This window comes from Klebsiella sp. 10982 (genome assembly GCF_048589245.1).
Taxonomy (GTDB): Bacteria; Pseudomonadota; Gammaproteobacteria; order Enterobacterales; family Enterobacteriaceae; genus Klebsiella; species Klebsiella quasivariicola.
Genome location: NZ_JBMAXV010000006.1, coordinates 178,507 through 201,810, shown reverse-complemented (window position 1 = coordinate 201,810; position 23,304 = coordinate 178,507). Strand labels below are relative to the sequence as shown.

The following is a 23,304-nucleotide window of genomic DNA, read 5'->3' as shown; positions in this document are numbered from 1 at the left end:
CATCAGTAAAAGAAGTAACATACACCGCGCTTATTTTACCCGCCATTACTCTTTTATAAACAGCGCTAAATCCGCTATGCTGCGCTAACTTATTGATTCACTGTTAAGGCATAAGGATATGGGGCTGTTAATCAAAGCGCTGCTGGGTGCGCTGGTGGTGGTGCTGATTGGCGTGCTGGCGAAAACCAAAAACTACGCTATCGCCGGCCTGATCCCGCTGTTTCCCACCTTTGCGCTGATCGCCCACTATATCGTCGCCAGCGAACGGGGGATTGAAGCCTTGCGCGCGACCATCGTGTTCGGTATGTGGTCGATTATTCCCTATTTTATCTATCTGCTGTCACTGTGGTATTTCACCGGGATCATGCGCCTGCCGTTGGCGCTGGCAGGCGCGGTGGGATGCTGGGGGCTGTGCGCCTGGCTGTTAATCCTTGGCTGGAGCCGCTTCCACTAACGCAGCGGGCGGCCGCCGTCGACGGCGAATGAGCGGCCGGTAACGTAGCGACTGCTCAACAGGTAGTCGATAAGTTCACTAATCTCATTTTCACCTGGGGCGATTTTCATCAGCGATTTATCCAGCGCCTGCTGACGATACGCCTCGTCGTCACCCTCATTAAACATAATCAGCGACGGTGCAATGGCGTTGACCTTAACCTCTGGCGCCAGCTTGCGGGCGAAGGAGCGGGTCATGTTATCCAGTGCGGCTTTGCTGGCGGCGTAGGCGATATGTTTGTCGCTGCCGCGCTCTACCACATAATCGGTGATATGGATAATGTCGCTGGCGGCATGACCGTGGCCGCGCAGCAACGCCTCCAGCGCGTGGTTGAGCAGATAGGGAGCGTGGACGTGGATCTGCATCATGCGGTTGATGACGGTGCTCAGCGGGACGCCCGGCTTTTCCGCCATCCAGTCGCTGGCGTTATGGATGATGGCGCGCAGGCCGCTGGTATGCGATTTGACCGCTTCGGCGAAGGTGAGTATGCCGTCATCGCTGCTGAAATCGGCCTGCAGACAGAGGGCGCCCGCTTCGCGCAGGCCGTCAATCGCCGGATAGGGCGTGCGATAGCTGACGATGACGGGCTGGTGCTGCTGCAGAAAATGGTGTGCCAGAGCGAGGCCGATGCGGCGGCCTGCTCCGGTGATCAGAATCGGGCGGGGCTGTTGTTCAGCCATGGGTATCTCCTATGCATTCTGCGGCAGGGCGACCGCTTACCCCACCAGCATCCACGTTGCCGGCACAGCGGCAACCAGCAATAAACCAATTAGCGCCACTTCGCGGCGTTTGAGCGAACGATCGTGCTGGTGCGTACGTCGGGCGTACAAAAAGACCAGAAGACCCGGAGCGTAAAGTACCACCGACAACAGCAAATGCACAGGTCCCGACGCGTATAATAACCATAAGCCATAAATGCAGGCACCGATAGCCACTGCTTTGTGCAGTAGGCGTGTGGCGATTTTCAGCAAAAAGGCGCCGACCAGCAGATAGGGGACGAGGATCATCTCTGAGGCAATAGTCAGCAGGGTGCCGTAGTCTGACCCGGTCAGCCAGATGAGCACCAGCGACAGCTGAACGCTGATATTGGTCAGCCACAATGAGGCGGACGGGGCGTTGTTGCTATTCTGACGGGCAAACAGTCGCGGGAAGGCTTTGTGCGTAGCGGCGAGGAAAGGCACTTCCGCGGCCATAATCGTCCAGCTCAGATAGGCGCCGCACACCGAGACGATAAGCCCGGCGGCAATCACGATCTCCCCCCACGACCCCATCAGCCTGACCATCAGTCCCGCCATCGACGGGTTACGCATTTCAGCCAGTTCGCTGCGCGGCACGACGCCCAGCGACAGCAGGGTGACCAGCAGGTAAACCGCGAGGGCGGACAGCACCGCCAGCAAGGTCGCACGGCCAACGTCGCGCTTGTGCCGCGCGCGGGCGGACACCACCACCGCCCCCTCCACGCCGATAAACACCCACAGGGTGATCAGCATGGTATTTTTCACCTGCTCCCACACCGGTACGCCCAGCGCCAGGCCGCTGAAATCGAGGCGGAACGTATCCAGCTGGAAGGCCAGCGCGGCAAGCGCGATAAACGCGCCCAGCGGCAGGAGTTTAGCGAGGGTGGCCACCAGGTTAATGCCCGCCGCCGTCTGGACGCCGCGCAGGACCAGAAAGTGGACGACCCACAGCAGACCCGACGCGCCGACGATGGACTGCCAGGTATTACCATCGCCAAACAGCCGCAGCTCAGGGGTATCGGTGAAAAAACTGAGCGCCGAAAAGACGATGACCAGATAGGAGACGTTGGCGACCACCGCGCACAGCCAGTATCCCCAGGCGGAACAGAAGCCGATCAGCTCGCCGAACCCTTCGCGAGCGTAGGTGAAGATCCCGCCGTCAAGGTCGGGGCGAATACGGGTCAACAGCAGCATGGCGAAAGCGAGAAACAGGATCCCGACGCCAGTGATCGCCCAGCCGATGAGCAGAGCGGAGGGGCTGGCCACGGCAGCCATATTTTGCGGCAAACTGAATACGCCAGCGCCGAGCATTGAGCTAAGGACCAGGGCGGTCAGGGCGCTCAGGCCCAGTTTCTTTTCCATTGCATTCCCGAGGTGAAAACGGCTGTTCCAGAATATTTATTTTGCGAAATCGCATAAAAATGGAGGATTGCGCTAAGGCGCGGGATTTTACGGAGTGTCCGGGGGCCATGCAATGGCGGGGGATGAAAAAAAATGAAAAGGCGGCAATGCGCCGCCTTTTTAGCCAGTCAGCAGCGATTATTTGTACAGATCGGCGCTGATGGTGATATTGCCGCCGCGTTCCTGCCACTGGCGAGTAATGTGGTAGTACTTCGCGCCTTTCTTCGCCGCACGTTTCGCCGTCTGATAGGAGATCTCGGTCATGTTGCCGTAGTTGCCGGTGAACTGAATGTTATCGAACGGCACCATTTGCGCCGCGGTGACTTTGTTCACTTCTTCCACTTTAGTGCCGTCCGGCAAGGTGACAGTGTAACGCCCGCCTTTGGAGGACTGCGTTTCGAAGAATCGGCCTACGCCGGTACCTGAACCCACCGCAGCAGTGGTGGCGACGCCAGGGATTTCCACGTTTTTCGCCGCTTCGCCGCCTTTGGCCAGCGCTGCGCGGCCCGCTTCAGAGTCAGCCGGGATAGCATCCGGGCTCTGCAGCACGCGTTTTTCCGCATCTTTTTTGTAGATATAGGCGGTAATGCGCTGGTTGCCGCCCTGGTTGGCGTCCACCTGGCGCACGATAAAGAACGCATAGGCACCTTTTGCTTTTGCCGCTTTGGTGATGGCATCGTTCACTTCCGGCTGGCTGCGATAGAAGCCCTGAACGGTGACAGTGTCGTAGGGCATCAGCTCAACGGCCTGATCTTTTGGCAGCTCCATCACGCCATTAATGATGCGATTCTTCGGCGCCTCTGCTTTCGGCGCATCCTCTTTATAGAGGTCTGCTGTGACGCGCCAGTTGCCGCCATTGCCGTAGTCTGACGTGTCGACAACATAGAATGAGGCCGCGCCGTCTTTGTCGGCTTTGCGCGATACTGCCTGCACGGCGTCGCCGATGGCGTTAAAGCGGCCGGTGACGACAACGCGATCGTAGGGCTTCAGCGCAGCCGCCTGCTCCGGGGTCAACTCGGTCGCTGCATGGGCAGACAACGCGGCGGTTGTCAGGAGAGCAGACGCCAGGAGGGTGTTTTTAAGCTTCATAAAAATAATCCTTTGCCTTGCGCAAACCATATACTGGTGTTGTTGTTGACTGAAAACATTTGATTATTGCATTTAATCGCCGTGACTGTCTGCGTCATTTTTTGCATGCCGCCCAAATCGTATACTACGGAAAGATAACATTTTTCGATATGTTGAAAAAACAGCCGCTTGACGAGCAAAAACGATAATCAATACCACTTTTATTAGTTAATGTAATGTTAATACAATGATCTCAATGGCGATAAATGGCGTTTTATGCCGCCGGACAAGCGGATTATCAGGCCTGAAAGGCATATTCAGGTAAATATTGCTGCCCGGAACCATCTGTGCTGACAATAAGCAATAAAATCAAAAATTGTGTTTTATCGTTGTAGATCACAATCGGTATTTTCAGTAGGTTATAAAAAGTTTGTTACTGTTTCATTTTGCAGTCAGCGAAAGACGGCGAGGACGTTGTCGCGGTCTTGTCGTTGTTGGTCAGAAAAGTAAACCATCATCAAAAACCGATGGAAGGGAAAACTATGCGTATTGGTGTACCACAAGAGAGGCTAGCCCAGGAGACCCGGGCCGCCGCCACGCCGAAGACCGTTGAGCAACTGCTCAAACTCGGCTTTAGCGTCGCGGTCGAAAGCGGCGCCGGGAAACTGGCCAGCTTTGACGACGAGGCCTTTGTCCAGGCTGGGGCTGAAATCGTGACCGGCAACGAGGTGTGGCAGTCTGATGTCATCCTCAAGGTCAATGCCCCGAATGACGATGAAATTGCTTTGCTGAATCCGGGAACCACGCTGATAAGTTTTATCTGGCCGGCGCAAAACCCGCAGCTGATGGAAAAACTGGCGGCCCGCAATATCAATGTCATGGCGATGGATTCCGTGCCGCGTATTTCCCGCGCCCAGTCGCTGGATGCGCTCAGCTCAATGGCTAACATTGCCGGCTATCGTGCTATCGTTGAAGCGGCGCATGAATTTGGCCGTTTCTTTACCGGGCAGATTACCGCCGCCGGTAAAGTTCCCCCTGCCAAGGTGATGGTCATTGGCGCCGGGGTGGCCGGTCTCGCGGCAATAGGCGCTGCCAACAGCCTGGGCGCTATCGTCCGTGCTTTCGATACCCGTCCGGAAGTGAAGGAGCAGGTGCAGAGTATGGGCGCCGAGTTCCTCGAGCTGGACTTCAAAGAGGAGGCGGGCAGCGGCGACGGTTACGCTAAGGTCATGTCCGAGGCGTTTATCAAGGCCGAAATGGCGCTGTTCGCCGCCCAGGCGAAAGATGTCGATATCATCGTCACCACGGCGTTAATCCCGGGCAAACCGGCGCCGAAGCTGATCACCCGCGAGATGGTTGATTCCATGAAAGCGGGCAGCGTGGTGGTCGATCTCGCTTCGCAAAACGGCGGTAACTGTGAGTACACCGTGCCGGGCGAAGTGGTGACCACCGCCAATGGCGTGAAAATCATTGGCTATACCGACCTGCCGGGCCGTTTACCGACCCAGTCCTCGCAGCTCTACGGCACCAACCTGGTCAACCTGCTGAAGCTGCTGTGCAAAGAGAAAGACGGCAATATCGTTATCGATTTCGATGACGTGGTAGTGCGCGGTGTGACCGTGGTGCGCGAAGGCGAAATCACCTGGCCGGCGCCGCCGATTCAGGTCTCCGCTCAGCCGCAGGCCGCGGCGAAAAAAGTGGAAGCGCCGAAAGAAGCGGTGAAACCGGCGTCGCCGTGGCGCAAATATGCGCTGATGGCGCTGGTGATTATCCTCTTTGGCTGGCTGGCCAACGTGGCGCCAAAAGAGTTCCTCGGCCATTTCACCGTCTTCGCCCTGGCCTGTGTGGTCGGGTACTACGTGGTGTGGAACGTCTCCCACGCGCTGCATACGCCGCTGATGTCGGTGACGAACGCCATTTCGGGGATTATCGTTGTTGGTGCGTTGTTGCAGATAGGCCACGGTGGCTGGGTCAGCTTCCTGAGCTTTATCGCGGTGCTGATCGCCAGCATTAATATTTTCGGTGGTTTTACCGTGACTCAGCGCATGCTGAAAATGTTTCGCAAAGGATAAGGGGTAGCACATGTCTGGTGGATTAGTTACAGCTGCATACATTGTTGCTGCAATCCTGTTTATTTTCAGCCTGGCGGGACTGTCGAAACACGAAACGTCGCAGCAGGGCAACTATTTCGGTATCGCCGGGATGGCTATCGCCCTGATCGCCACAATTCTGGGGCCGGACGCCGGCAACGTCGGCTGGATTATTCTCGCGATGGTGATCGGCGGGGCGATCGGTATTCGTCTGGCGAAGAAGGTCGAGATGACCGAGATGCCGGAGCTGGTGGCTATCCTGCACAGCTTCGTGGGCCTGGCGGCGGTGCTGGTTGGTTTTAACAGCTACCTGCAGCATGAAACCGGGATGGAGCAGATTTTGGTCAATATTCATTTGACCGAAGTGTTCCTCGGCATCTTCATCGGTGCAGTGACCTTCACCGGTTCGGTGGTGGCGTTCGGTAAACTGCGCGGCAAAATTTCCTCGAAGCCGCTGATGCTGCCCAATCGCCATAAGCTGAACCTGGCGGCGCTGGTGGTCTCTTTCATTCTGATGGTGATTTTTGTTCGCGCCGACAGCACCGGCACCCAGGTCCTGTGCCTGCTGGTCATGACCGTCATCGCCCTGGCCTTTGGCTGGCACCTGGTGGCCTCTATCGGCGGCGCGGACATGCCGGTGGTGGTTTCCATGCTCAACTCCTACTCGGGCTGGGCGGCAGCGGCGGCGGGCTTTATGCTGAGCAATGACCTGCTGATCGTCACCGGCGCGCTGGTAGGCTCTTCCGGTGCGATCCTCTCTTACATTATGTGTAAGGCGATGAACCGCTCCTTTATCAGCGTGATTGCCGGCGGCTTCGGTACCGATGGTTCCTCCAGCGGTGGCGATGAAGAAGTGGGCGAGCATCGCGAGATTAGCGCGGAAGAGACCGCGGAGATGCTGAAAAATTCGCACTCGGTGATCATCACCCCGGGCTACGGTATGGCGGTGGCCCAGGCGCAGTATCCGGTGGCTGAAATTACCGAGAAGCTGCGGGCGCGCGGCATCAAGGTGCGCTTTGGCATCCACCCGGTGGCCGGGCGTCTGCCAGGACATATGAACGTCCTGCTGGCGGAAGCCAAAGTGCCTTACGACATCGTGCTGGAAATGGATGAGATCAACGACGATTTCAGCGATACCGACACCGTGCTGGTCATCGGCGCCAACGACACCGTCAACCCGGCGGCGCAGGACGATCCGAAGAGTCCTATCGCGGGTATGCCAGTGCTGGAAGTCTGGAAAGCGCAGAACGTGGTGGTCTTTAAGCGTTCGATGAACACCGGTTACGCCGGGGTACAGAACCCGCTGTTCTTTAAAGAGAACACCCATATGCTGTTCGGTGATGCGAAAGCCAGCGTCGATGCGATCCTGAAAGCGCTGTAATGTAAAATTATTGTTTTACAACCTTTGTTTATAAGCCGTCTCCTGTGAGACGGCTTTTTTATATACAAGGGGATGCCTGGAATTGTTCATAAAATAAGCGGCAAGAGGTGATATAATGTCCCGGTTCTTACATCAGACAGAGGATATTATGGATACCGAGTTAACCCCAACGCAGATGGCCATCGAATTCTTACGCCGCGACACCACCGTTATGACCCCAGCGCAGTATCTGAAAAAGCTTAAACTGCTGGAGCTGGAGTTTGCTGACCTGATGGCGCTCTCCTCGCTGGAGCTGAAAGAAGAGATCGATCTGGCCTGGCGTCTGGGTATCCACTAAGTCATTCATTCTCACTGAACAATGACGGGGCCGCGAGCGGCCCTTTTTTGTGCCTGACGGATAGCGGGCAAAAAAATCCCCCGCGAGGCGGGGGATGAGGGGCATAACAGGAACATCAGTTAATCGTCGTCGTCGTCGTCCAGTTCCACCGGCGTCTGGTAGGCTTCTGGTTTGAGCACCAGCAGATCGCAGCGCAGGTGGTCGACAACCTGTTCCGCGGTATTGCCGAGGAACGCCGCCGACAGGCCGGTTCGTCCAACGGTCCCCAGCACCACGATCCCCGCCTGCAGATGCTCGGCGAGATCCGGGATCACCTCTTCAGGCAACCCTTTTTCGACGTGTGTGAATTTCTCATCGATGCCAAACTTCTGCCGCAGCGCTTTCATCGCCAGCAGATGCTGGCCGCGAATGGCATCGTTGTAGACGCTGGGATCGAAATCCGGCAGTTCAATGGCGATATTGATTGGGGTGACCGGGTAGGCGCCGATCAGGTGCACTTCTGTGTGGTTGACTTCTTCCGCCAGCGACAGGGTTTCGCGAACCAGCTTCTCGTTGAGGGTGTTATGGTAATTCTCTTCGCTGGCGAGATTGACAGCCACCAGCGCTTTGCCGCCTTCCGGCCACGGCTGGTCTTTGACCATCCACACCGGGCAGGGGCATTTACGCAGCAGATGCCAGTCCGTCGGGGTAAAGATCACCGCTTCCAGCTTGTCGTGCTGGTGGGCCATCTTCAGCAGCAGATCGTGTTTCTCGCTAACCACTTCCTGAATAATGGCTTCAAAGGGGCGGTTGTGCCACACCACTTTCACGTCAATTGGCACACCGGATTCAAGATAGAATTTCGCCTGCTCGCGGATCCAGGCGGTACGTTGGGCAATGACGCCCTGGCGCATTGCCGTCCGCTCGTCCGGGGACAGCAGGGTGGTCATTTCATAGGAAAAATCATAGATCGGCAAAAAAGCTTTGATGCGTCCACCAATCCGTTGGTGCAGGTACACCGCTCGCCTAAGCGCCGGCTGGTCGTCCTGGTTAGGATCGATTACTACCAGCATGCTCTGATACTTCGCCATACAGGGTCTCCTTACAACTGCAGCTACCGTCAGTTAATAAAAAGATAACTCATATGGATGAATTGAAACAGGGGAGGAGCCTGGTCAGATCAACAAATCTGAAAAAATTGCCGATTCTGACCAGGTGTTGCGCAGAGATTACGCGACGTTGCGCGCCTGTCCGGCCAGCTGGGCCAGCAGATCGCTGTTTTCAATGGTGATGTATTTGCCTTTCACCGCCAGCATGCCGCTTTTCTGAAAACGACCCAGCAGACGGCTGATGGTTTCGACGGTGAGGCCGAGATAGTTGCCGATATCGCCGCGGGTCATCGTCAGACGGAACTCACGAGGAGAGAAACCGCGCTGGGCGAAACGACGAGAGAGGTTATAAATAAACGCGGCCAGCCGCTCTTCGGCATTCTTTTTGGAAAGCAGCAGGATCATATCCTGGTCGCCTTTAATCTCACCGCTCATCAGACGCATCATCTGCTGACGCAGATTCGGCATTTTTCCGGAAAGATCGTCGAGGGTTTCGAAGGGGATCTCGCAGACCATTGAGGTTTCCAGCGCCTGCGCAAAGCTCGGGTGCAGGCCGGTGCCGATGGCGTCAAAGCCTACCAAATCGCCCGCCAGATGGAAGCCGGTGATCTGCTCATCACCTTGTTCGGTGATGGTGTAGCTTTTAATGGTCCCGGAGCGAATGGCGTACAACGACTTCAGCTCATCACCGGCTTTGAACAAGGTTTGACCTTTCTGGATAGGCTTTTTCCGCTCGATAATATTATCCAGCTGATCAAGCTCATGCTCGTTCAGAGTAAAGGGGATGCAGAGCTGGCTAATGCTGCAATCCTGACAATGGATAGCACAACCGCCAGACTGAATGCGTCGAATAATTCGCTTCTCAGGGATCATATGTCTGCTCAGGCCTTAATTGATATTGGTCAATTTTAACATCTTTTTGATGAGCAGGTAAGTCTTCAGGCTCTGAAACACGTAATATCAGCAGGGTAAATCAAAACAGCCCGATATCTGATTGATTAGAAATAGGTTATTCAGCCACATTTGATTGTAAAATTACCTGAAAATTCCAGAAAAGGCATTTTCAGTCAAAGCAACAGATAGCCCTCGTGGCGCAAAAGCCACTCTTTACGCTGTACGCCGCCGGCATAGCCGGTCATGGTGCCGTTGCGCCCGATGACCCGATGGCAGGGCACCACGATACTCACCGGATTAGCGCCATTAGCGGCCCCTACGGCGCGGGCGGCGCCAGGACGACCCAGCGCTTCGGCCAGCTGGCCGTAGTGCATGACCTGGCCACAGGGGATATCGCGTAACGCCTGCCAGACGTGTCGCTGGAAAGGGGTGCCAGCCGTGGCGGTAGGCAGGGTGTCGATGATGGCCAAATCGCCGGCAAAATAGTCGTTCAGTTTACTGCTGAGACCGCCGGGATTGCGGCAGTCGACGCGCTGGTAGCCTTCCCGGCGATAATGCACGTCGAGCAGCGTTTCCATCCGAACGCGATGCTCGTCCCACTCAACAGCGCGCAAATTAAACTGTTCGTCGCAGAGCACCCACAGCGGCCCCAGCGGGGTATCCATTTTATCCTGCAGCAAGGTCAACATCTTTCCGTCATCCACTATTGTTGCGAGGACCACACGATACCACGCGCTGACGGCGGTCAACTATACTCCCAAAAGATAAACCCCCATCACGGGCTGCGTTCAGTGGCCGCGATGATGATTTATTTTTGGATCGATCCTGGCGGGTTATCGGGCATGGTTTTTGCTACGTTTAACAGACGACGTCCCGCCTGCGCACAGTTTTGTGCGTCGACGCGGCGCGGTTAACAACTCGGAGGTGGGGCTATGCAATATATACTGACCGGCGTACTGGTATTGATCGTCAGCGGCTTAGGGATCCACGCGCTGACGCTGGTGATTGAGCGGGGGTATAAAGCGTTGTGGTATAAATTCGCCAGCGTGGAACAGGCCAGCCGCAAAGTGAAGATTTCCCGCTAACGTGACGCGGCCGTCCCTGGCGCATCAGCGGTTTAAGATAGCCGCGGATAGATGCCAGGGCCGATCGGCAGTCCCACCAGATACCAGCCCACCAGCAACAGCAGCCAGACGGCGAGAAAGATCAGCGGGTAAGGGAGCACCAGTGAGTAGTAGGTCCCAAGCCGGGCATCCGGCCGGTAGCGCTGTAAAAAGCCGAGAAACAGCGGCACAAACGGCGACACGGGCGCCAGCGGCAGCACCGATGAATCGGCGATGCGAAACAGGATCTGCGCAAACGCCGGGTGAAAGCCCAGCAGCATAAACATCGGCACGAAGATCGGCGCCAGAATCGACCAGATGGCCGAGCCGCTGGCGATAAACATACACAGAAAAGCCGACAACAGCGCAAGGCCGACAAACGCCGGAACACCGTTCATGCCTGAACTCTCCAGCAGATCCGTCAACCCAACGGCCATAAACTTGCCCATGTTGCTCCAGTTGAACATCGCCACGAACTGCGCCAGCGGGAAGACCATCACGATAAACCCGGCCATCTCTTTCATCGGTTCAATCATTAACTGCGGCAGATCGGCCTGGCGGCGAATTTTGCCGGTGGCGATGCCGTATGCCAGCGACACTAAAAAGAAGAAAAAGATAATCAGCGGCACGATGCCTTTGATAAACGGCGAGGGCATGACCGTGTGTTGAACCGGGTCGCGCAGAATACCGTTTTCGGGGACCACCATCAGGGCGATGATCGCCACGAATACCAGCGTTGCCACGCCGGCGATGCGCAGGCCGAAACGCTCCTCGGGGGTCAGCGTCTGCAGCTTTTCCTCACGACTGCCTTGCCACTGTCCCAGCCGCGGTTCCACCAGCTTATCGGTGATCAGTCCGCCGACGAGCGTCAGAACGATCACCGAGGTCGCCATAAAGTACCAGTTGTCGATCACGCTGACGTGTAATGAGGCATCGATGGATTTTGCCGCCTCGGTGCTGATCCCCGAGAGCAGTACGTCGGTGGTGACAATCAGTAAATTGGCGGTAAAGCCGCAGCCCACGCCGGCAATCGCCGCCAGCAGGCCGGCGACCGGATGCCGACCGACGGCGAGGAACATCAGCGCGCCCAGCGGCGGCATAATCACCAGCGCCGCATCAGATGAGATATGGCTGAAAAAGGCGATAAACAGCACCATATAGCTGGCATAGCGGGCGCTAACGTGCGAGGCCATCTTGACCATCAGCGCCGGCAGCAGACCCACGCGCTCGGCAAAGCCGGCGCCCAGCACCAGGGCGAGGATCGCCCCCAGCGGCGCAAAACCGCTGAAGTTTTTGATCACATTCGGTAAAAACCAGTGCAGCCCTTCCACGCTGAGCAGGTTTTTGACCACCACCCGCGAACCGTCCCCGGGGTTCTGCACCCCGACGTTGAAGGCGGAGAGGATCGCCGTGGCGGCGATCAGCACCACGATAAGATAGATAAACAGCAAAAACGGGTGCGGGACTTTGTTACCGATCTTCTCTACCCAGCCATAGCGCTTTCCGCCGGGGGAAGACGACGGTATGGATGACATACTCATGGGCATTCCTCTGTTGTCGTTGTTGTGTTGGGCAGGCCTGCTCCCGTACTGCCGGCGGTTATTATGGTCGGTGCGTGCCGCGATGCCGGTCAGTGTCTGTCTGGAGTGGTCTGGTCTGTATGGTTAGCGTAAAACCGAGGGTCTCACCTCCGCCGGGATCGGGCAGCGATAGGGGTGTTCGGCCAGCGCCTGCCTGAGCTCCTGCTGGCTGGCCGCCAGCAGCGCGCTGTCGCTGAATAAACGGATGGCGGTTGTGCCGAGGACTTTCCCCGCCAGCAACATGCCCTTATGGGCGATGGTGGTTCTGCCCTGGCTCACCAGTTGCCAGCTGTGCAGCGGGGTTCCCACCGCGAAGCACGGGCTGAAGCACTGGGCCACTGGCGCTTTCCAGCTGACATCGCCGACGTCAGTGGAGCCGGCGAGGATGTTATCGGTGGCCGCCCACGGCGCCACCTCATCAATCAGCAGCGTGTCGCGGTGGCGGCGGGCAAACGCTTTGCCTTCCTCCCCACTGGTGCCGGCAATATTGTGCAGGCTGTTATTAATATCGTTGGCGCTGAGAGTGGCGCGGATCGCCGCGGCAAAGGCGCGTTCCTCGTCGCTCCAGTCAGGGGTACCGTAATGACAGACCGCCTGATACATCGCCGCCTCAAGCGTACGGTTGGGCAGATAGCTGGAGCAGGCCTTTTCAAAACGGCAACTGACCTGCGTCTCGGTCATCAGCGCGGCCCCCTGGGCAATCTTCTCGATGCGGGCGAAGATCTGTTCTACGTCGGCCATCTCCGGGGCGCGGATCAGATACAGCACTTCCGCCTGCGCCTGCACCACGTTGGGCGAGACGCCGCCGGTATCGGTAATGGCGTAATGAACCCGCGCCTTCTCGATAATATGTTCATTGAGGAAGTTGCTGCCGGTGGTCATCAGGGTGACGGCATCCAGCGCGCTCCGGCCCAGGTGCGGTGAATTAGCGGCGTGGGCGGCGGTGCCGGTGAATCGCCATGCCGCCTGAATATTGGCGAGGGTGCGGGTGCTGAACATCCCGGCCCAGGCTTCCGGATGCCAGGTGAGGGCCGCATCGACATCATCAAACAACCCTTCGCGCACCATAAAGGTTTTTCCCGATCCGCCTTCCTCGCCGGGACAACCGTAAAAGCGCAGCGTGCCCGCGCCGCCGTGCTGCTGCAGCCAGGCTTTGGCGGCGACCGCCGCGGCGAAAGCCGCGGTACCGAGCAGATTGTGCCCGCAACCGTGGCCGTTGGCTCCCGGTGTCGAGGAGGTCGGTTCTGCGCAGTGGGCCTGCTGGCTGAGTCCCGCCAGGGCGTCAAATTCGCCGAGCAGGGCAATGACCGGTTTGCCCTCGCCGACGCTGGCGATAAAAGCATTCGGGATCCCGCCGGCATCGCGGGTGAGCTGAAAACCTTCCGCTTCCAGGGCGTCGGCCAGCCGTTGGGCGGACCAGAACTCCTCAAAGCGGGTCTCCGGGTGGTCCCAGATGTCGTCGGCGATCGCACAGTAGGTGTCCCGTTGTGCCTCAATCATCTCGTCCACAAACTGAAAAATGGCTTCCATCACACCCCCCGCTGCCAGGGAAAGTTAAGCGCGACGCGCGCCAGAGTCTCGACCGCCACCGCCATCACGCTCTCATCGAAATCAAATTTCTCGTTGTGGTGACCGGCGCTCAGTTCGGTGCCGAAAATCATGTACGAGGCGAGGCCGCCGCGCGCCTGGACCCGGGCCATCATCAGGGTGGCATCTTCCGACCCCGCCGGGGCGGCGATGCGATCCACCGCCTGTTGCACGCCGGGTACCTGAGCGGCCTGCTCACGCAGATACGCCACCCATGCCGGCGACGGCGCGCTGGCGGTTGCCGCGCCCATCATGCGCAGTTCGTAGCGGGCTTCGTACATCGCCGCGGCCCCGGCGATGACCTGCTGCGCCCGCTCGAACACGTACTGGTTAATGGCTTCGCTTTCGCCGCGGGTTTCCACTTTTAACAGCGCGGAAGAGGGCACCACATTGCGTCCGGTACCGGCCTGCATCACGCCGACGTTGACCCGCGAGGCGCCGGCGCTGTGCGGCGCAATGGCGTGCAGGCCAAGAGCGGCCTGGGCGGCGGCCAGCAGTGCGTTGCGCCCGTCCTCGGGCTTGCCGCCGGCATGGGCGGCCACGCCGTTGAACTGCACGTCGAATTTGGTAGTGGCCATAAAGTTGTCCCCGCCGCAGACGACGGTGCCTGCCGCGACGCCGGTACCGATATGTATCGCCGTGAAATAGTCCACCTCGTCCAGTACGCCGGCGGCCACCATCGCGCGGGCGCCACGGGTCCCTTCTTCTGCAGGCTGGAAAATCAGTTTGATCACCCCATTGAGCTGGTCGGCATACTGCTTCAGGACGTGCGCCAGCCCCAGTCCGATGGCGGTATGGCCGTCATGGCCGCAGGCGTGCATCATGCCGGTATTGCAGGAGGCGAAATGGTCGCGATGGGGGCGGTGACTGTCGTCGTGCTGTTCATTGAGATCGAGGGCATCCATATCGACGCGAAAGGCCAGGGTTGGGCCGGGACGTCCGGTGTCAAGCGTGGCGACCACCCCCGCAAATCCGCCTTCAAACGCCGGTAACCAGCGCTCCGGCGCACCCTGTTCGCGGGCGCGCTCGAAAGCGAGGGCCAGGGTCTTCTCGTCCGGCAGCCCCATCCGGCTGTCGGCATCGATAACGTCGCGGCCCAGCGCCAGCTGATAGCCGAGTCCGTCGAGGATCTCCGCCACCTTGCTGGCGGTGCGGAACTCCAGCCAGCCGGATTCCGCGTGCAGGTGAAAATCGCGGCGCCATTGGGTCATGGAGGGCGCCAGCTGGCGCAGGTATTCTTCAAGTTGCGGCATAGCATATCCTGTCATAAGTAAAAAATGTGACGGCGTTCACGATGTGATAGCTTTTGTTTATCGCTAACGCGCTACAGGCCTTAACACCCTTAACCTGCCACAGCCTGATGGATTACAGTAGATGTCATTTTCTTCTGTCTGATAAACAATGGTTATCACCTAAAACATGGCATTTCAGATCAAATTTCATCAAATCCGCGCCTTTGTCGAAGTGGCCCGGGAAGGCAGTATTCGCGGCGCCAGCCGGGCGCTGTCGGTCTCGCAGCCGGCGCTGACCAAAGCGATTAAAGAGCTGGAGGAGGGGCTTTCCGCCCAGCTGTTTGTCCGCCGCAGCCAGGGGGTGGCGCTGACCGAAAACGGCGAAAGTTTTTATCAACATGCGAGCCTGATCCTTGAGGAGCTGCGGGCGGCGCAGGATGAACTGCTGCAGCGCCAGGGAGAGCAGGCCGGGCAGATCAATATTGGCCTTGGCGCCAGCGTCGCCCGGTCACTGATGCCGTCGGTGATCTGCCGCTTTCATCAGCAGCATCCGCAGGTAAAGGTGCGGATCATGGAGGGCCAGCTGCTGGCGATGATTAATGAGCTGCGCCAGGGGGAGCTGGATTTCACCATTAACACCTACTATCCCGGGCCGTACGACCATGAGTTCAGCTTTGAGAAGCTGTTTGAGAAACCGTTCGCGGTATTCGCCCGCGCGGGCCATCCGGCGGCGCAGGCTACCTCGCTGGGGGAGCTGATGGATCACCACTGGACCATGCCGACGCCGCGCGGCAGCTACTTTAAACAGTTGCAGGACCGGTTTAATCAGGCCGGGATGGCGCCTAAGGTGGATATTGTTTGCGAAACCTTCTCGTCGTGCATCAGCCTGGTAGTGAAAAGTGATTTTCTCAGCATCCTGCCGGTGGAGCTCGGCAACGATCCGCTGATGGCGGACAAGCTGGTGATGATCCCTGTCCGCGACGTCTTGCCGACGGCCGCCTATTTTCTGATACAGCGGCGCGACACCCGGCAGACGCCATTAACGGCGTCGTTAATCACGCTGTTTCGTCGTCAGAGCCGACAATTGTTTCCTTAATCGCCCGTGGCGCTCACTTTGCCAGCGAACGCGGCTAAACGCGTTGAGGGGGGAGCGCGGGGCGGCTATAGTAGCTGGCGACAGCCGCTGGAGGAGAGCCCATGAACCTTGATGACAAATCCCTGTTTCTTGACGCCATGGAAGATGTCCTGCCTCTGAAACGTAACAATGACGTGCACTGGCATCCCGGGCGCAACAGCCGCGCCCCGCAGCGCGTCGATACCCTGCAGCTGGATAATTTCCTCACTACCGGCTATCTGGATATCGTGCCGCTCGCCGCGCCGCTGGAGTTTAAGCGCGAAGGTTTGCAAAGCGGTGTGCTGGATAAGCTACGGCGGGGGAAATACAGCCAGCAGGCGAGCCTCTCCCTGCTGCGCCAGCCGGTGGAACAGTGTCGACAGATGCTCTTCGCCTTTATGGTGCAGGCGCAAAAAGAGGGATTACGCAATGTGCTGATCGTTCACGGCAAAGGCCGCGACGATCGGTCCCACGCCAATATCATCCGTAGCTATCTGGCGCGCTGGCTGGAAGAGCTGCCGGAGGTGCAGGCCTTCTGCGCCGCGCTTCCACATCACGGCGGCAGCGGCGCCTGCTATGTCGCGTTGCGTAAATCGGCCGAGGCGAAGCAGGAGACCTGGGAGCAGCACGCCAAGCGCAGCCGTTAGCGCAGAAGCAGCGTCAGCTCGCGGGCGGCTTTCTGCAGCTCCGGCAACACGCGGTCGATCATCTCGCGGGCCGACATCTGGCCCGCATGTACCCCAACGTTCAGCGCCGCCTGCACCTGCCCCTGGGCGTTAAACAGCGGTACCGCCAGGGAACGCAGCCCCATCTCCAGCTCCTGATCGTTAAGCGCATACCCCTGCTGATGCACCCGTTTCAGTTCGGTGCGCAGCTTCGCCACCGAATCCACCGTCTGCGGGGTGTAGCGGATCATGGTCACCCGGGCCAGCATATCGTTGAGCTTCTCCTCCGGCTGATGGCTGAGCAACACCCGGCCCATCGAGGTTGCCCAGGCGGGCAGGCGGCTGCCGATATCCAGGTCGATGGTCATAATGCGCGAACTGGAGGCGCGGGCGATATACAGGATATCGTCCCCGTCGAGGGTGGCGATGGAGCAGGACTCATTGAGCATTTCGCTCAGATGCCGCAGCACCGGCTGCGCCGAACGCGCCAGCGGCGTGGAGGCCAGCCAGGCGTGGCCCAGCGCCAGGATCCGCGGTCGCAGCTGGAAATTCTTACCATCTTCGGCATACACGAACCCCAGTTTGCTCAGGGTATACAGGCAGCGGCGCACCGCCGCGCGCGGAATGCCGGTCTTCTGGCTAATCTGCGAGATGGACAGCAGGGGCCGCTGCGGCGTGAACGCCTGGATCACCTCCAGACCCCGTGCCAGAGAGGCCATAAAGTTCGGATCGCCCTTAAACGGATCGCCGTCGCCGGTCAGTAAATCGTCTGGATGCTTGTCCATTTCTGTTCCCCATATTTGCCATCGATCACATTCTTTCGCTAAAGATAACCGATGTTCGATTATCGCACCATATTTCGATTATCGCCCTTGACCGACATCGTTAAGCGGGTCACATTTTGTGCGAACAACGAATAAAAGTGCGATTACCGCACATCACTGGAGCGACCTGATGATTGATAAAAGCGTATCGACGCTGAGCGAGGCCATCGCCGGGATCCACGACGGGGCGACTATCATGATCGGCGGCTTTGGTCCCGCCGGCCAGCCGACCTTTCTCATTGACGCCCTGATTGACCAGGGCGCCCGCGACCTGACCATCATTAATAACAACGCCGGTAACGGGGAAGTGGGTCTGGCGGCGCTGCTCAAGGCGGGCCGGGTGCGCAAAATGATCTGCTCTTTCCCGCGCCAGGTGGATTCGCAGATTTTCGATGATCTCTACCGTCGCGGCAAAGTGGAGCTGGAGCTGGTGCCGCAGGGCAACCTCGCGGCGCGGATCCAGGCCGCTGGCGCCGGGCTGGGGGCGGTGTTTACCCCCACCGGCTACGGTACGCCGCTGGCGGAAGGCAAGGAGACGCGGGAAATCGATGGCCGTCACTACGTGCTGGAATATCCGATTAAAGCCGATTTCGCGCTGATTAAAGCCCACCAGGGCGACCGCTGGGGCAACCTGGTCTATCGCAAGGCGGCGCGCAACTTTGGCCCGATCATGGCGACAGCGGCGAAAACCACCATCGTGGAGGTCTCGCAGCTGGTGCCGCTGGGCGACCTTGACCCGGAAAACATCATCACCCCCGGCATTTTCGTCCAGCGAGTCTTCTCGCTGGAAAACCTGACTGCCGCACAACGCGCCTGAGGAGCCTGAGATGCAAAAACTGACCCGTGACGAAATGGCCCAGCGCGTGGCCCGCGATATTCCCGAAGGCGCGTATGTGAACCTCGGTATTGGCCTGCCGACCCGCATCGCCAATTACCTGCCCGCTGATAAAGAGGTGTTCCTGCACAGCGAAAACGGACTGCTGGGGATGGGGCCGAAACCGCAGCCCGGAGAGGAAGACCCGGAGCTAATTAATGCCGGCAAAGAGTATGTCACGCTCCTGCAGGGGGGCTGTTTCTTCCATCATGGCGACTCCTTCGCCATGATGCGCGGCGGCCACCTTGATATCTGCGTGCTGGGGGCCTATCAGGTCTCCGCCAGCGGCGACCTCGCCAACTGGAGCACCGGCGCGCCGGATTCGATTCCGGCGGTTGGCGGGGCGATGGATCTGGCTATCGGCGCCCGTCAGGTGTTTGTGATGATGGATCACCTGACCCGCGACGGCGAGTGCAAGCTGGTGGCGCACTGCAGCTACCCGCTGACCGGCGTCGGCTGCGTCAGCCGGATCTATACCGACCTGGCGGTGATCGACATTACCGATCGCGGCCCGGTGGTGCGGGAAATCTTTAACGGTCTCTCTTTTGAAGAGCTGCAGCGCATCACTCCGGTGGCGCTGACCTTTGAACAACTGGCGGAAAGCGCGTAAGGAACCTATGATGAATCAGGCATTTATCTGCGATGCGGTGCGTACACCCTTTGGCCGTTTCGGTGGTACCCTGGCGACGATGCGCGCCGACGACCTGGCGGCGCTGCCATTGAAAGCCCTGCTGGCGCGGAACCCGGGACTGGATCCCTCGCGCATTGACGATGTGATCTTTGGCTGCGCCAACCAGGCCGGGGAAGATAACCGCAACGTGGCGCGGATGGCGTTGCTGCTGGCCGGGCTGCCGGAGAGCGTACCCGGCAGCACCATCAACCGCCTGTGCGGTTCCAGCCTCGATGCGATCGGGGTTGCGGCGCGGGCGATTAAAAGCGGGGAAACACAGCTGATGATCGCCGGCGGCGTGGAGAGCATGTCCCGCGCGCCGTTTGTGATGGGGAAAGCGGAGAGCGCCTTTAGCCGCAGCATGCAGATGGAAGATACCACCATCGGCTGGCGCTTTATTAACCCGCAGATGAAAGCCCTGTACGGCGTCCATTCCATGCCGGAGACGGCGGAAAACGTCGCCGACGAGTTTGCCATATCACGCGCCGACCAGGACGCTTTTGCGTTACGCAGTCAGTTGCGCACCGCCGCGGCGCAGGAAGCGGGACGCTTCGCCGATGAGCTGATCGCCGTCCAGGTGCCGCAGCGCAAAGGCGAGCCGCTGCTGTTTAGCCGCGATGAACATCCGCGCAGCACCTCGCTGGAGGCGCTGGCTAAACTGCGCGGCGTGGTGCGCGCCGACGGCAGCGTCACCGCCGGCAACGCCTCCGGCGTTAACGACGGCGCCTGCGCGCTGCTGCTGGCCAGTGAGACGGCGCTGGCGGCCAACGATCTCCAGCCGCTGGCCCGGGTGGTCGGCGTGGCGACGGCGGGCGTCGCACCGCGGATCATGGGCTTTGGCCCGGCGCCCGCGGTGCGTAAGGTGCTGGCGCAGACCGGCCTGACATTAGCCCAGATGGATGTGATCGAGCTGAATGAGGCCTTCGCCGCCCAGGCGCTGGCGGTGACCCGTGATCTGGGTTTACCGGATGATGCCGCCCACGTTAACCCTAACGGCGGGGCGATCGCGCTGGGCCACCCGCTCGGCGCCTCCGGCGGCCGGCTGGCGATGACCGCGGCTTATCAGCTGAAGCGTACCGGCGGCCGCTACGCCCTGTGCACCATGTGCATTGGCGTCGGACAGGGGATCGCCCTGATTATTGAACGTGTTTAAGGAGCCAGAATGAGTTTGTTGACCCCAATGCTGCGCGGCAGTCCGCTGACCGACTGGTTCAGCGACGCGCAGCGGGTGCAGGGCATGCTGGATTTTGAAGCGGCGCTGGCGCAGGCGCAGGCCGTCTGCGGGATGGTGCCGCCGGAAGCGGTCGGGCCGATTGTCGCGGCCTGCCGCCACGAGGCAATCGATTTTGCCGCGCTGGGCGAGGCGGCGGTGGGGGCCGGTAACCTGGCGATCCCGCTGGTGAAACAGCTGACGGTACAGGTAAAAGCGCGAGATCCTGAGGCTGCGCGCTACGTCCACTGGGGCGCCACCAGTCAGGACGCCATCGACACCGGACTGGTGCTCCAGCTGCGCGGGGCGCTGGATGCCGCTGAGACCTTGCTTGAGCAGCTGTTGGCTGCCCTGGCTCTCCAGGCGGATCGTTATCGCGATACTGTCATGCCGGGTCGGACCTGGATGCAGCATGCGCTGCCAGTGACCTTTGGCCTGAAGCTGGCGGGCACCCTCGACGCGCTCCTGCGCTGGCAGCAGCGGCTGCGCGAGATGCGTCCGCGGCTGCTGGTGCTGCAGTTTGGCGGCGCCGCGGGCACTCTGGACGCGCTAAAAGAGAAAGGGCCGGCGGTTGGCCAGGCGCTGGCACAGATCCTCGGTCTGTCGCTGCCGGATACCCCGTGGCACAGCCAGCGCGATCGGCTGCTGGAGGCGGGCGCCTGGTTTGCCGGCGTCTGCGGTACCCTGGGGAAATTCGCCAATGACTTCTCCCTGCTGATGCAGACCGAAGTGGCTGAAGTGGGCGAGCCGGTAGCGGAAGGCCGCGGCGGCTCGTCGACAATGCCGCATAAGCGCAATCCGGTGGCCTGCGCGGCGATCCTGACCGCTGCCCAGCGCACGCCGGGGCTGATGGCGACCCTCTACGCCAGCCAACTCCAGCAGCACGAGCGGGCGCTGGGCGGCTGGCAGGCGGAGTGGGAGACGCTGCCGGAGCTGATTACTCTGGTGGGCGGGGCGCTGGCGCAAAGCGAAGCGCTGGTGCGCGATATGCAGGTCTTCCCGCAGAAGATGCGCGCCGATCTCGATATCACCCATGGGCTGATTATGGCCGAGGCGGTGACCCTGGCGCTGGCGGAATTCATCGGCAAAGCCGAGGCGCACCATCATATCGAGACGCTGTGCCGCCAGGCGCTGGACCGTCGCTGCCCGCTGGTCGATCTGCTCGCGGCTGACCCGCAGGTCAGTCAGTATCTCTCTCGTGAACGCTTAACCACGCTGCTGGACCCGGCAACGGCGACCGGCAGCGCCGAACGCTTTGTGCGCCAGGTGCTGGCGCGTTATCAGGAGCAACGTGATGAATCTTGATTATCAACTCGACGGACCGGCGGGCGCGCCGGTTATCGTCCTCTCCAACTCGCTGGGCACCACCCGGGCGATGTGGCAGCCGCAGATCGAGGCGTTAACCGCCCATTTTCAGGTACTGCGCTATGACACGCACGGCCACGGTAAAACCACGAAAAATGGCAAAGTGACCCTCGCCCAGCTGGGGGAAGATGTGATTACGCTGCTCGATCACCTGAATATCGACCGCGCCTGGTTCTGCGGGATCTCGATGGGCGGTCTGACCGGCCTGTGGCTTGGCCGTTTTGCACCCGAGCGTTTCTATGGGCTGGCCGTTGCCAACACCGCGGCGCGCATTGGCGATCAGGCCAGCTGGCTGTCGCGGGCGCGGGCGGTACGCCAGGAAGGAATGGCGGTGGTGGCCGCCGGGGCGGCGGACCGCTGGTTCACTCAGGCGTTTCGCCAGAAGGCACCGGAGGTGGTGGAGGCACTGTGTCATCAACTGACCCATACCGACGCTGAAGGTTATGCCGCCTGCTGCGAGGCGCTGGCCGCCGCCGACCTGCGGGGTGAAGTAGGGCAGATCCCGCTACCGACGTTAATCATCGCCGGGGAAAGTGACCCTGTCACTACGGTTAATGACGCTCATTTCCTGCAGCAGCAGATCCCCGCCTCCGAGGTGGTGGTGCTGGCGGCATCGCATCTGTCAAATATTGAGGCGCCGACCCATTTTACCTCAGCGTTGCTGAGCTTTTTTCAGGGAGAACGCCATGGAAGATAAACAGCGCTATCAGGACGGCATGGCGGTGCGGCGCAAAGTATTGGGCGACGTTCACGTCGACCGTACGCTGCAGCATCTGACGCCGTTGAATGAAGAGTTTCAGGACTTTATCACCCGCTACGCCTGGGGGGAAACCTGGACGCGTCCGGGGCTCGATCACCATACCCGCAGCATGATCACCATCGCTATGCTGATCGCTCTCAATCGCGAGGCGGAGCTGAAGATGCATCTGCGCGCGTCGTTTAACAACGGGGTGACCCGCGATGAGCTGAAAGAGCTAATTATGCACTCTGCGCTGTATTGTGGGCTGCCGGCGGCCAATGCCACGATGCATCTGGCGCAGCAGGTGTTTGACGACATCGACGCCGCGCAGGGGTGAGTCGCCGTCCGAGTCGGATTGCCCGGCAGTCGTTGTAGGCCGGGTAAGGCGCAGCCGCCACCCGGCGAAATCACGGCACAACCGGAAATGTCCCTGTTCGCACTATGTTTGGCAGGGCTACAACTTCTATGTTAATTCCGGGCAGATTGCGCTCCCGGTTGATCTTCTGCGTTATGTCTCTTATGGCGCAGGGAGCGCACAGGGGGCGGCCAGTCGCCGCCGCCCCCTGTACCCCCGGGCTCCGGCCAGCAAAATCGCCACTGCGTGGTGCCTTCGACTTATCCCTGCAGGCTGCGGGTCGGGCCGAGGCAGCGTCCCTGCAAGACACGGCCCTCAGCCCGCATCCATGCGGGCTGCCCCGGCCTTCCGGGAACGTCTCAGCGATTTTGAGGCCGCCAGCACCGGCAGTTTCAGCAAGAATGGTGAATAAATTAACGGCAGGCCGCACGGACCGTAGGCCGATGTAATGGACACCTCCCACCTTACGGCATCAATGTGCCAGACTGAGGTGTTAA

Annotated in this window: 23 protein-coding genes; 13 read left to right on the top strand and 10 right to left on the bottom strand. The window is 59.7% G+C overall.

The genetic code is table 11. The annotated features are described in order from the left end of the window. Window positions 1-118: 118 nt before the first annotated feature. The gene (locus ACKLKD_RS07900; RefSeq protein ID WP_025713058.1) at window positions 119-454 is read left to right on the top strand and encodes a GlpM family protein; all 336 of its coding nucleotides are present in this window, start codon (window positions 119-121) and stop codon (window positions 452-454) included. Here ACKLKD_RS07900 and folM read toward each other — a convergent pair. The 3 genes from folM to ydgH form a co-directional block, all read right to left on the bottom strand. Beyond that, a complete protein-coding gene (folM, locus tag ACKLKD_RS07895) occupies window positions 451-1,173 on the bottom strand; it encodes a dihydromonapterin reductase (protein WP_080897434.1) in 723 nt (240 codons plus the stop codon). The genes ACKLKD_RS07900 and folM overlap by 4 nt on opposite strands. A gap of 36 nt (window positions 1,174-1,209) precedes the next feature. Next, a complete protein-coding gene (locus ACKLKD_RS07890) occupies window positions 1,210-2,592 on the bottom strand; it encodes an amino acid permease (RefSeq protein ID WP_025713060.1) in 1,383 nt (460 codons plus the stop codon). Window positions 2,593-2,769: 177 nt separating this feature from the next. After that, entirely contained in the window at window positions 2,770-3,720 is a 951-nt protein-coding gene (ydgH, locus tag ACKLKD_RS07885) for a DUF1471 family protein YdgH (protein ID WP_025713061.1), read from the bottom strand. Between the two features lie 521 nt (window positions 3,721-4,241). Here ydgH and pntA point away from each other — a divergent pair. The 3 genes from pntA (at window position 4,242) to ACKLKD_RS07870 (ending at window position 7,507) form a co-directional block, all read left to right on the top strand. Beyond that, complete coding sequence (gene pntA, locus ACKLKD_RS07880; RefSeq protein WP_080897432.1) at window positions 4,242-5,771, top strand: Re/Si-specific NAD(P)(+) transhydrogenase subunit alpha; 1,530 nt, start codon at window positions 4,242-4,244, stop codon at window positions 5,769-5,771. 10 nt (window positions 5,772-5,781) lie between these two features. Beyond that, window positions 5,782-7,170, top strand: coding sequence for a Re/Si-specific NAD(P)(+) transhydrogenase subunit beta (gene pntB, locus ACKLKD_RS07875; protein WP_025713063.1), 1,389 nt, complete (start codon window positions 5,782-5,784; stop codon window positions 7,168-7,170). A gap of 148 nt (window positions 7,171-7,318) precedes the next feature. Continuing rightward, complete coding sequence (locus ACKLKD_RS07870) at window positions 7,319-7,507, top strand: YdiH family protein (protein WP_004887037.1); 189 nt, start codon at window positions 7,319-7,321, stop codon at window positions 7,505-7,507. Window positions 7,508-7,626: 119 nt separating this feature from the next. On the opposite strand, the gene uspE is transcribed toward ACKLKD_RS07870, so the two are convergent. The 3 genes from uspE to ogt all read right to left on the bottom strand — a co-directional run bounded on the left by uspE (window position 7,627) and on the right by ogt (window position 10,178). Beyond that, the gene (gene uspE / locus ACKLKD_RS07865) at window positions 7,627-8,577 is read right to left on the bottom strand and encodes a universal stress protein UspE (RefSeq protein ID WP_002903391.1); all 951 of its coding nucleotides are present in this window, start codon (window positions 8,575-8,577) and stop codon (window positions 7,627-7,629) included. A gap of 138 nt (window positions 8,578-8,715) precedes the next feature. Continuing rightward, entirely contained in the window at window positions 8,716-9,468 is a 753-nt protein-coding gene (fnr, locus tag ACKLKD_RS07860; protein WP_002903394.1) for a fumarate/nitrate reduction transcriptional regulator Fnr, read from the bottom strand. Between the two features lie 194 nt (window positions 9,469-9,662). Further along, window positions 9,663-10,178, bottom strand: a complete 516-nt coding sequence (gene ogt, locus ACKLKD_RS07855) for a methylated-DNA--[protein]-cysteine S-methyltransferase (RefSeq protein ID WP_080924639.1) — start codon at window positions 10,176-10,178, stop codon at window positions 9,663-9,665. 243 nt (window positions 10,179-10,421) lie between these two features. Here ogt and ACKLKD_RS07850 point away from each other — a divergent pair, with 243 nt between their 5' ends. Continuing rightward, the gene (locus ACKLKD_RS07850; protein WP_025713065.1) at window positions 10,422-10,574 is read left to right on the top strand and encodes a hypothetical protein; all 153 of its coding nucleotides are present in this window, start codon (window positions 10,422-10,424) and stop codon (window positions 10,572-10,574) included. A 32-nt stretch (window positions 10,575-10,606) separates the two neighbouring features. On the opposite strand, the gene abgT is transcribed toward ACKLKD_RS07850, so the two are convergent. The 3 genes from abgT to ACKLKD_RS07835 all read right to left on the bottom strand — a co-directional run bounded on the left by abgT (window position 10,607) and on the right by ACKLKD_RS07835 (window position 15,012). Next, entirely contained in the window at window positions 10,607-12,133 is a 1,527-nt protein-coding gene (gene abgT / locus ACKLKD_RS07845; RefSeq protein ID WP_087805579.1) for a p-aminobenzoyl-glutamate transporter, read from the bottom strand. 123 nt (window positions 12,134-12,256) lie between these two features. Then, window positions 12,257-13,702: a M20 family metallopeptidase gene (locus ACKLKD_RS07840; protein ID WP_080897430.1), complete on the bottom strand. Its 1,446-nt coding sequence runs from the start codon at window positions 13,700-13,702 to the stop codon at window positions 12,257-12,259. Beyond that, window positions 13,702-15,012, bottom strand: coding sequence for a M20 family metallo-hydrolase (locus ACKLKD_RS07835; protein WP_087805581.1), 1,311 nt, complete (start codon window positions 15,010-15,012; stop codon window positions 13,702-13,704). Before ACKLKD_RS07835 ends, ACKLKD_RS07840 begins: the two co-directional genes overlap by 1 nt. A 166-nt stretch (window positions 15,013-15,178) precedes the next feature. On the opposite strand from ACKLKD_RS07835, the gene ACKLKD_RS07830 reads away from it, so the two are divergent. Beyond that, a complete protein-coding gene (locus ACKLKD_RS07830) occupies window positions 15,179-16,087 on the top strand; it encodes a LysR family transcriptional regulator (protein WP_025713069.1) in 909 nt (302 codons plus the stop codon). A gap of 101 nt (window positions 16,088-16,188) precedes the next feature. Beyond that, window positions 16,189-16,752, top strand: a complete 564-nt coding sequence (smrA, locus tag ACKLKD_RS07825; RefSeq protein WP_025713070.1) for a DNA endonuclease SmrA — start codon at window positions 16,189-16,191, stop codon at window positions 16,750-16,752. Here smrA and ACKLKD_RS07820 read toward each other — a convergent pair. Further along, window positions 16,749-17,555: an IclR family transcriptional regulator domain-containing protein gene (locus tag ACKLKD_RS07820; RefSeq protein WP_012541880.1), complete on the bottom strand. Its 807-nt coding sequence runs from the start codon at window positions 17,553-17,555 to the stop codon at window positions 16,749-16,751. The genes smrA and ACKLKD_RS07820 overlap by 4 nt on opposite strands. Window positions 17,556-17,724: 169 nt before the next feature. On the opposite strand from ACKLKD_RS07820, the gene ACKLKD_RS07815 reads away from it, so the two are divergent. From ACKLKD_RS07815 to pcaC, 6 genes are read left to right on the top strand one after another with little or no spacing between them, the layout of a single operon-like run. Further along, a complete protein-coding gene (locus ACKLKD_RS07815) occupies window positions 17,725-18,411 on the top strand; it encodes a 3-oxoacid CoA-transferase subunit A (RefSeq protein ID WP_025713071.1) in 687 nt (228 codons plus the stop codon). Between the two features lie 10 nt (window positions 18,412-18,421). Continuing rightward, window positions 18,422-19,078, top strand: coding sequence for a 3-oxoacid CoA-transferase subunit B (locus ACKLKD_RS07810; protein WP_025713072.1), 657 nt, complete (start codon window positions 18,422-18,424; stop codon window positions 19,076-19,078). 10 nt (window positions 19,079-19,088) lie between these two features. Continuing rightward, window positions 19,089-20,291 (top strand): 3-oxoadipyl-CoA thiolase, encoded by a 1,203-nt coding sequence (gene pcaF, locus ACKLKD_RS07805; RefSeq protein WP_025713073.1) that lies wholly within the window; start codon window positions 19,089-19,091, stop codon window positions 20,289-20,291. 9 nt (window positions 20,292-20,300) lie between these two features. Continuing rightward, entirely contained in the window at window positions 20,301-21,653 is a 1,353-nt protein-coding gene (locus ACKLKD_RS07800; RefSeq protein ID WP_080897428.1) for a 3-carboxy-cis,cis-muconate cycloisomerase, read from the top strand. Beyond that, window positions 21,643-22,410 carry a 3-oxoadipate enol-lactonase gene (gene pcaD / locus ACKLKD_RS07795; protein ID WP_080897427.1) on the top strand — a complete coding sequence of 256 codons (768 nt, stop codon included), beginning with the start codon at window positions 21,643-21,645 and terminating at the stop codon, window positions 22,408-22,410. Before ACKLKD_RS07800 ends, pcaD begins: the two co-directional genes overlap by 11 nt. Continuing rightward, entirely contained in the window at window positions 22,400-22,789 is a 390-nt protein-coding gene (pcaC, locus tag ACKLKD_RS07790) for a 4-carboxymuconolactone decarboxylase (RefSeq protein ID WP_080897426.1), read from the top strand. The genes pcaD and pcaC overlap by 11 nt, the downstream gene beginning before the upstream one ends. Window positions 22,790-23,304 lie beyond the last annotated feature (515 nt).